This is a genomic window from Azospirillum sp. A29 (assembly GCF_042604625.1).
Lineage (GTDB): Bacteria > Pseudomonadota > Alphaproteobacteria > Azospirillales > Azospirillaceae > Azospirillum > Azospirillum palustre.
In genome coordinates, this window is record NZ_CP170466.1 from 2,762,563 (window position 1) to 2,769,741 (window position 7,179).

Annotated in this window: 8 protein-coding genes and 1 tRNA gene; 5 read left to right on the forward strand and 4 right to left on the reverse strand. The window is 67.3% G+C overall.

Features of this window, described 5'->3' with window-relative positions; translation table 11 throughout:
- Positions 1-86: 86 nt before the first annotated feature.
- Together gatC and gatA are read left to right on the forward strand one after the other, a co-directional pair.
- On the forward strand, positions 87-374 hold the full coding sequence (gene gatC / locus ABNQ38_RS28160) for an Asp-tRNA(Asn)/Glu-tRNA(Gln) amidotransferase subunit GatC (protein WP_042691134.1): 288 nt from the start codon (positions 87-89) through the stop codon (positions 372-374).
- Positions 374-1,855, forward strand: a complete 1,482-nt coding sequence (gene gatA / locus ABNQ38_RS28165; RefSeq protein ID WP_377809089.1) for an Asp-tRNA(Asn)/Glu-tRNA(Gln) amidotransferase subunit GatA — start codon at positions 374-376, stop codon at positions 1,853-1,855. Before gatC ends, gatA begins: the two co-directional genes overlap by 1 nt.
- 74 nt (positions 1,856-1,929) lie before the next feature.
- Here the strand turns inward: gatA and ABNQ38_RS28170 are convergent, their stop codons facing one another.
- A complete protein-coding gene (locus tag ABNQ38_RS28170; RefSeq protein WP_377809090.1) occupies positions 1,930-2,130 on the reverse strand; it encodes a hypothetical protein in 201 nt (66 codons plus the stop codon).
- Positions 2,131-2,204: 74 nt separating this feature from the next.
- A complete protein-coding gene (locus ABNQ38_RS28175; RefSeq protein WP_377809091.1) occupies positions 2,205-2,399 on the reverse strand; it encodes a hypothetical protein in 195 nt (64 codons plus the stop codon).
- A gap of 153 nt (positions 2,400-2,552) precedes the next feature.
- Here ABNQ38_RS28175 and ABNQ38_RS28180 point away from each other — a divergent pair, with 153 nt between their 5' ends.
- The gene (locus tag ABNQ38_RS28180) at positions 2,553-2,879 is read left to right on the forward strand and encodes a hypothetical protein (protein WP_377809092.1); all 327 of its coding nucleotides are present in this window, start codon (positions 2,553-2,555) and stop codon (positions 2,877-2,879) included.
- Positions 2,880-2,925: 46 nt separating this feature from the next.
- On the opposite strand, the gene glnA is transcribed toward ABNQ38_RS28180, so the two are convergent.
- Complete coding sequence (gene glnA / locus ABNQ38_RS28185) at positions 2,926-4,335, reverse strand: type I glutamate--ammonia ligase (RefSeq protein WP_109050284.1); 1,410 nt, start codon at positions 4,333-4,335, stop codon at positions 2,926-2,928.
- A gap of 294 nt (positions 4,336-4,629) precedes the next feature.
- Complete coding sequence (locus ABNQ38_RS28190) at positions 4,630-4,968, reverse strand: P-II family nitrogen regulator (protein WP_012974531.1); 339 nt, start codon at positions 4,966-4,968, stop codon at positions 4,630-4,632.
- Between the two features lie 368 nt (positions 4,969-5,336).
- Here ABNQ38_RS28190 and ABNQ38_RS28195 point away from each other — a divergent pair.
- Positions 5,337-5,412 (forward strand) — tRNA-His (locus tag ABNQ38_RS28195).
- Between the two features lie 190 nt (positions 5,413-5,602).
- Positions 5,603-7,066: an NAD(P)H-hydrate dehydratase gene (locus ABNQ38_RS28200; RefSeq protein ID WP_377809093.1), complete on the forward strand. Its 1,464-nt coding sequence runs from the start codon at positions 5,603-5,605 to the stop codon at positions 7,064-7,066.
- The last annotated feature ends 113 nt before the right edge of the window (positions 7,067-7,179 follow it).

Consider the following 7,179-nt stretch of genomic DNA (forward strand, 5'->3'; position numbering starts at 1 on the left):
GGCGGAATGGCCGCAATCGTTGCGGATGAAGCCGGCGGGTGCTAGCTTCGCGGCCGATTTCCAATGTTTTGGAAGAGAGTAGAGGCATGTCGCTCGACAAGGCCACGGTGGCCAAGATCGCGCATCTGGCCCGCATCAAGGTGCCGGACGAGGAACTGGAATCCCTGGCTGGGGAACTGAGCCAGATTCTGACCTTCGTGGAACAGCTCAACGAGGTCGACACGAAGGACGTGCCGCCGATGACCAGCGTCGCCGCGCAGAAGCTGCGCCGCCGCAAGGACGAGGTCACCGACGGCGGCTATGCCGCGCAGGTCCTGTCGAACGGTCCGGAAACGGCCGAAGGCTTCTTTGTCGTGCCCAAGGTGGTCGAGTGATGACGGCGCTCACGCATCTGACGATGGCCGAAGCCCTGGACGGCCTCGCCAAGAAGGAATTCACCGCGGTCGAACTGACCGAGGCGCATGTGCGCGCGGTCGAGGCCGTGCGTCCCTTCAACATCTTCATCACCGAGACCCCGGACGCCGCCCTGTCGATGGCCAAGGCCAGCGACGAGCGCCGCGCGCAGGGCACCGCCGGTCCGATGGACGGACTGCCCATCGCGGTGAAGGACCTGTTCTGCACCAAGGGCGTCGCCACCACCGCCGGCAGCCACATCCTGGACGGCTTCAAGCCGGAATATGAGTCCACGGTGACCTCCCAGCTGTGGCGCGACGGCGCCGTCATGCTGGGCAAGGTGAACCTGGACGAGTTCGCCATGGGCTCCGCCACCATCACCGCCCATCAGGGCGAGACGGTCAGCCCGTGGAGCCCCGGCGCGCCGGGCGCCTGGGAGAAGAAGATCGTCGCCGGCGGCTCGTCGGGCGGATCCGCCGCGGTGATCGCCGCGCGCGCCGCGCTGGGCGCCACCGGCACCGACACCGGCGGCTCGATCCGCCAGCCGGCCGGCTACACCGGCACCGTCGGCATCAAGCCGACCTACGGCCGCTGCTCGCGCTGGGGCATCGTCGCCTACGCCTCCTCGCTGGATCAGGCCGGGCCGATGACCCGCACGGTCGAGGATGCGGCGATCATGCTGCGCTCCATGTGCGGGTTCGATCCGAAGGACTCCACCTCGGTCGATATGCCGGTGCCGGACTTCCGCGCCGCCCTGACCGGCGACATCCGCGGCCTGCGCGTCGGCATTCCCAAGGAATACCGTGTCGAGGGCCTGTCGGCCGAGATCGCCGCGTTGTGGGACCAGGGCATCGCCTGGCTGAAGGAGGCCGGCGCCGAGCCGGTCGAGGTCAGCCTGCCGCATACCAAATACGCGCTGGCCGCCTACTACATCATCGCGCCGGCCGAGGCGTCGTCCAACCTCGCGCGCTATGACGGCGTGCGCTACGGCCTGCGGGTCGAGGGCGGCAACCTCAAGGAGATGTACGAGAACACCCGTGGCGCCGGCTTCGGCAAGGAAGTGCAGCGCCGCATCCTGATCGGCACTTATGTGCTGTCGGCCGGCTATTACGACGCCTACTACAACAAGGCCCGTCAGGTGCGCACGCGCATCAAGTGGGACTTCGACGAGGCGTTCAAGAGCTGCGACGTCATCCTGACGCCGACCGCCCCCAGCACCCCCTTCGCCATCGGCGAGAAGATGGACGATCCGGTGCAGATGTATCTGAACGACGTCTTCACCGTTCCGATCAACCTCGCCGGCCTGCCGGCGATGTCGGTCCCGGCCGGCCTCGGTGCCGACGGCCTGCCGCTCGGCCTCCAGCTGATCGGCCGCCCGTTCGACGAGGAGACGCTGCTGCGCGTCGGTCAGGTCGTCGAGAAGGCCGCCAACTTCACCGCGGTTCCGCCCTTCGTGGCGTGACGCGGGTAGATTTACAGCGAAAGGGCCGGCTCCTGCGAGCCGGCCCTTTTCGTTTGGAGTGGGGGTGGCGGCTCTTACGCTCCGCCGATGCCCTGAACATAGGTCTCGCCGGTCTTCGGATCGATGTTCTCGCCCGTCCCCGGCGTGCCCGGCGGCGCTTCGTCCTTGTCGCTCATCGGTTCGACCGCAGGCTTCACCGGGACCGGCTTGCTCGCCGGACGGTCGCTGGCGGACCGGTCGTTCTGCGGCATATCGGATGTCTTCTCGTCGGCCATGGCGGCTCGCTCCTTCGTTGGCTCGGTTCATTCCCACCAACAGGCCATCCGCCGCATCGTCACCCCCGGCCCGGCTATTCCGCCGCCTCCAGCGCCACCCGCGCCAGTTCCATCAGTTTCTTGTCCACCTCCTCCTCGTCATAGCCGGGGTTGTCGGCCAGGGAGTCGCGCAGGCGCATGGTGATGAGTTCGCCGGTGTGATGCTTTTCGTAAAGGCGGACGTCGCCCAGCGCCTTGGCAACGCGGCGCAGCTTATCGCGGTCCATCATGCTCTCCCGTCTTGGTCACCCAACTTGATCACTGCTGTGGCAACAGCCAAGCCGGTTCATCATTCCCGACCCTTATCCCTGCTCCACCGTCGCCCATGCGCCGTACTGCGCTTGGATGGCGGAACAGGAGAGGGATTTCCGGCGTCCCTGTAGATGTCGGCAATCATCGCGATTGGGGGCGTAAGCATGGATCCGGGACACGATCAACGGCGCGAACTGCTCACCCGCGTCCGCCATGTCGTGGAGCATTACGAGCGCCACAGCACCGCCGGACCGGCCATCATGCGCGGCGTGCGCTATGACCTTGCGGTGCGGGCAACCGACCTGAACGGCGATGGCTGCCTGTTCCCCGCCTGCGGCTGCGCGAAGGCGGACTGCGCGGAACGCAGGGGATGCGCGCCGCCGGATGTCAGCGCCTGGATCGAAGAGGCCAAAAAAGAAAACCGCCCCCGGCGCGAACCGGGAGCGGCTTTCGAATGATGCATGACCGGCCGCAGTGCCCGTTGCCGGACGCCGCGAGGCAACATCAGACCGAGTAGTACATCTTGTACTCGATCGGGTGCGGCATGGTCTCGAAGGCCATCATCTCTTCCGTGCGGAGGTCGATGTAGCCGTCGATCATGTCGGCCGAGAAGACATCGCCCTTGCGCAGGTACTCGTTGTCCTCGCGCAGCGCGGTGAGCGCCTCGCGCAGCGAGCCGCAAACCGTCGGAACCTTGGCCAGCTCGTCCGGCGGCAGGTCGTACAGGTTCTTGTCCATCGCGTCGCCGGGGTGGATCTTGTTCTGGATGCCGTCCAGGCCGGCCATCAGCATGGCGGCGAAGGCCAGGTACGGGTTGGCCGACGGATCCGGGAAGCGGACCTCGACGCGCTTGCCCTTCGGCGAGGCGACGTACGGGATGCGGCAGGAGGCCGAACGGTTGCGGGCCGAGTAGGCCAGCAGGACCGGAGCCTCATAGCCCGGGACCAGGCGCTTGTAGCTGTTGGTCGACGGGTTGGTGAAGGCGTTCAGCGACTTGGCATGCTTGATGATACCGCCGATGTAGTACAGCGCCAGCTCCGACAGGTCGGCGTACTGGTTGCCGGCGAACAGCGGCTGGCCGTCCTTCCAGATCGACTGGTGGCAGTGCATGCCCGAACCGTTGTCGCCGAACACCGGCTTCGGCATGAAGGTGGCCGACTTGCCGTAGGCGTGGGCGACGTTGTGCACCACGTACTTGTAGTACTGCATGTTGTCGCCGGTGCGGACCAGCGTGTCGAACTTGATGCCCAGCTCGTGCTGGGCGGCGGCCACCTCGTGGTGGTGCTTCTCGACCGGAACGCCCATCTCGGCCAGGACGCTCAGCATCTCGGCGCGCAGGTCGTTGCAGCTGTCGACCGGAGCGACCGGGAAGTAGCCGCCCTTGGTGCCCGGGCGGTGGCCCAGGTTGCCGTCCTCATAGTCCTTGCCCGACGAGTAGGAGCCTTCGTCCGAGGCGAACTCGTACGACACCTTGTTCATGTCGACGGAATACTTCACGTCGTCGAACACGAAGAATTCGGCTTCCGGACCGAAGAAGACGGTATCGCCGATGCCGGCCGAAGCGGTGTAGCGCTCGGCGGCCTTGGCGATGCCGCGCGGGCAGCGGGCATAGGAACCGCCGGTGCCCGGATCGTACACGTCGCAGAGGATGTTCAGCGTCGGCTGGGCGGCGAACGGATCCATCACGGCCGTCGTCGGGTCCAGCTTCAGGATCATGTCCGACTCTTCGATGCCCTTCCAGCCGGCGATCGAGGAACCGTCGAACATGATGCCGTCTTCGAACACGTCCTCGTCGATGGTGGAGACGTGCTGAGCGGTGTGGTGCAGCTTGCCGCGCGGGTCGGTGAAGCGCAGGTCCACGTACTTGACGTCGTGTTCCTTGATCAGGTCGAAGACCTTGCTGATGTCGGACATGTCTCTTTTTCCACGCTTTAAGAGGGTTGGATCCCGCTGCGTCAAGCCGCTGTCGAAGCCCCTACGGGGCTTTGGCGGCGGAGGGCGGCGCTCGCGGCGGACGTTATCTCACGCCTTTCTTCCCCGCACAACGCGCCAACCCAAAAAGTCGCACGTTCGCCATAGGCGGCCTTCGGCCGTTCGGCAAGGTGTGCGGCCGGGGCCGGCATGAGGGAGAGGGGAAAGCGGCGCATGTTGGCGGATGCTGGTCGGAGGGAGGCCGGTCGGAACGGTCGAGGCGAGGACGTCGCGCGATCAAATCGCGTCGGCGCCCTTCTCACCGGTGCGGATGCGAACAACTTCCTCCACGGGCGTGACGAAGATCTTGCCGTCGCCGATGCGGCCGGTATGCGCGGCCTGCTGGATCGCCTCGATCGCCCGTTCCACCAGGGAGTCTTCCATCACCACCTCGATCTTCACCTTCGGCAGGAAGTCCACGACGTATTCCGCGCCGCGGTAAAGCTCCGTGTGGCCCTTCTGGCGGCCGAAGCCCTTGGCTTCGGTGACGGTGATCCCCTTGATCCCGACTTCGTGAAGGGCTTCCTTCACCTCGTCGAGTTTGAACGGCTTGATGATGGCTTCGATCTTCTTCATGGGTCTCTCGTGTACGAGGTGCCAACGCCGGCAGGCACCGTCCACGGCACTGCCGACAGCGACGACGGTAAGCATGGAGCGTGCCACATTCGGCCGATCCGGTCCGGCGGCATCGACGCTGGTCATAAGACGGTCGGATGCCGTCCGATGGGGCAGGGTGCTGCCGAAGGATTCAGCGGAGTGAACAATATTTGTGCAACTGGCGCAAGCGCTCCGCGCCAATCGACGTTCAAAGGTCCCATCGGACGGGAGAAAGGGGTGCCGGTCCGCTCCGAAAGAAGTTTTTTCGCTTTTCGTGAAAAAGCCGCTTGACCGGCCAGCCGCGGTGGAGCATAACGCGGCTCCCGACGGCGGAAACGCTGACGGCGGCGGTGGTAGCTCAGTTGGTAGAGCTCTCGGTTGTGGTCCGAGCGGTCGTGGGTTCGAGTCCCATCCATCGCCCCATCTTCTTCTTCGCGTCTTGGAAAAATTCTGTTCTATAAACGTCCGCACGGCTTAACCGCCGTCGCGGGCGTTTTTCGCATGTCGGCGTTGATTTTCCCGGGTGAAGACATCGCCTACGGGTAGAGCGGGCGTGCGCATCTTCGCCCGCCCAGGAAACGGCAAGGCAAGCCAGGGTCGGGGAGAGTGGGGGATGGATGAGCTTCTGTCCGTCGCGGAGATGTATCGGGCCGACCAGCTGACGATTGCCGCCGGAGTGCCCGGTCCGGCCCTGATGGAGGCTGCCGGAGCCGCCGTGGTCCGGGCGGTGTGCGAGCGCTGGGCGCCGCATCCGACCGCCGTGCTCTGCGGCCCCGGCAACAATGGGGGCGATGGCTTCGTCATCGCCCGGCTGCTGTTGGAGGCCGGTTGGCCGGTGCGGCTGGCGCTGCTCGGCACCCGCTCGGCCCTGACCGGCGATGCCGCGGTGGCGGCGGAGCGCTGGCCCGGCCCGATCGAGGCGGCCGATCCCTACATCCTGAAGGGCAATCCCCTGGTCGTCGACGCGCTGTTCGGTGCCGGCCTGACCCGGCCGCTCGACGGCCTTGCCCGCGCCATCGTCGAGGCGATGGAGGGCCGCACCGTCGTCGCCGTCGACGTACCGAGTGGCCTGCATGGCGACAGCGGGAGGGTGCTCGGTGCCGCGCCGCAGGCGGCACTGACCGTCACCTTCTTCCGCCGCAAGCCCGGCCATGTGCTGCTGCCCGGACGCACCCTTTGCGGCGAGGTGGTGGTCGCCGACATCGGCATTCCGGACCGGGTGCTCGACGGCATCGCGCCGCAGACCGCGGTCAACGAGCCGTCGCTGTGGAGCCACCGCTTCCCCTGGCCGGCGCTGGACGGCCACAAATATGCGCGCGGCCATGCGGTGGTGCTGGGCGGCGCGCGGATGACGGGCGCGGCGCGGCTGGCCTCGGTCGCCGCACTCCGCGCCGGGGCTGGGCTGGTCACCATCGCCTGCCCGCCGGAGGCCTTCGCGGTCTATGCCGCCGGCTGCGCCAGCGTGATCGTCGATCCGCTGGAGGATGCCGGCGCCTTCGCCCGGCTGTTGCAGGACCCGCGCAGGAATGCGGTGCTGGTCGGGCCGGGGGCGGGCAGGGGCGTGCAGACCCGCGCCGCGGTGATGGCCGCGCTGGACGCCCGCCGCGCCTGCGTGCTGGATGCCGACGCGCTGACCAGCTTCGCCGAATCGACGGACGAACTGCTCGACCGGCTCGACCAGCGCTGTGTCCTCACCCCGCATGAGGGGGAATTCGCCCGGCTGTTCGGCGATTCGGTGGGGATGGACGGCGACAAGCTGTCACGGGTGCGCGCCGCCGCCGCGCGTTCCGGTGCTGTCGTCGTGCTGAAGGGGGCCGACACCGTGGTGGCCGCCCCGGATGGACGTGCCGTGGTCAACGTCAACGCACCGCCCGATCTGGCAACCGCCGGGACCGGCGACGTGCTGGCCGGCATCGTGCTGGGACTGCTGGCGCAGGGGATGGACGGGTTCGAGGCCGCCTGCACCGCGGTCTGGCTGCATGGCGAGGCCGGGCGCGCACTCGGTCCCGGCCTGATCTCCGACGATCTGGCGGGAGCGCTGCCCGGTGTGCTGAAGGCGTTGAAAGCGCAGGGATAACCCCCGCCGAGGACGGGCCGGGGGCGGTCCGGAGGCAGCGTTGGCGGTACCCCTGACGACGGCGTCCGCGCGCCCCCTTGCGGTAGAGCGCCGGCAGGGCCAGACTCCGGGGT

Excerpts from the sequence above, each read along its gene's own strand:
- gatC (WP_042691134.1), top strand. The coding sequence starts at position 87 with ATGTCGCTCGACAAGGCCACGGTGGCCAAGATCGCGCATCTGGCCCGC.
- gatA (WP_377809089.1), top strand. The coding sequence starts at position 374 with ATGACGGCGCTCACGCATCTGACGATGGCCGAAGCCCTGGACGGCCTC.
- ABNQ38_RS28170 (WP_377809090.1), bottom strand. The coding sequence starts at position 2,130 with ATGGCCGACGAGAAGACATCCGATATGCCGCAGAACGACCGGTCCGCC.
- ABNQ38_RS28175 (WP_377809091.1), bottom strand. The coding sequence starts at position 2,399 with ATGATGGACCGCGATAAGCTGCGCCGCGTTGCCAAGGCGCTGGGCGAC.
- ABNQ38_RS28180 (WP_377809092.1), top strand. The coding sequence starts at position 2,553 with ATGTCGGCAATCATCGCGATTGGGGGCGTAAGCATGGATCCGGGACAC.
- glnA (WP_109050284.1), bottom strand. The coding sequence starts at position 4,335 with ATGTCCGACATCAGCAAGGTCTTCGACCTGATCAAGGAACACGACGTC.
- ABNQ38_RS28190 (WP_012974531.1), bottom strand. The coding sequence starts at position 4,968 with ATGAAGAAGATCGAAGCCATCATCAAGCCGTTCAAACTCGACGAGGTG.
- ABNQ38_RS28200 (WP_377809093.1), top strand. The coding sequence starts at position 5,603 with ATGGATGAGCTTCTGTCCGTCGCGGAGATGTATCGGGCCGACCAGCTG.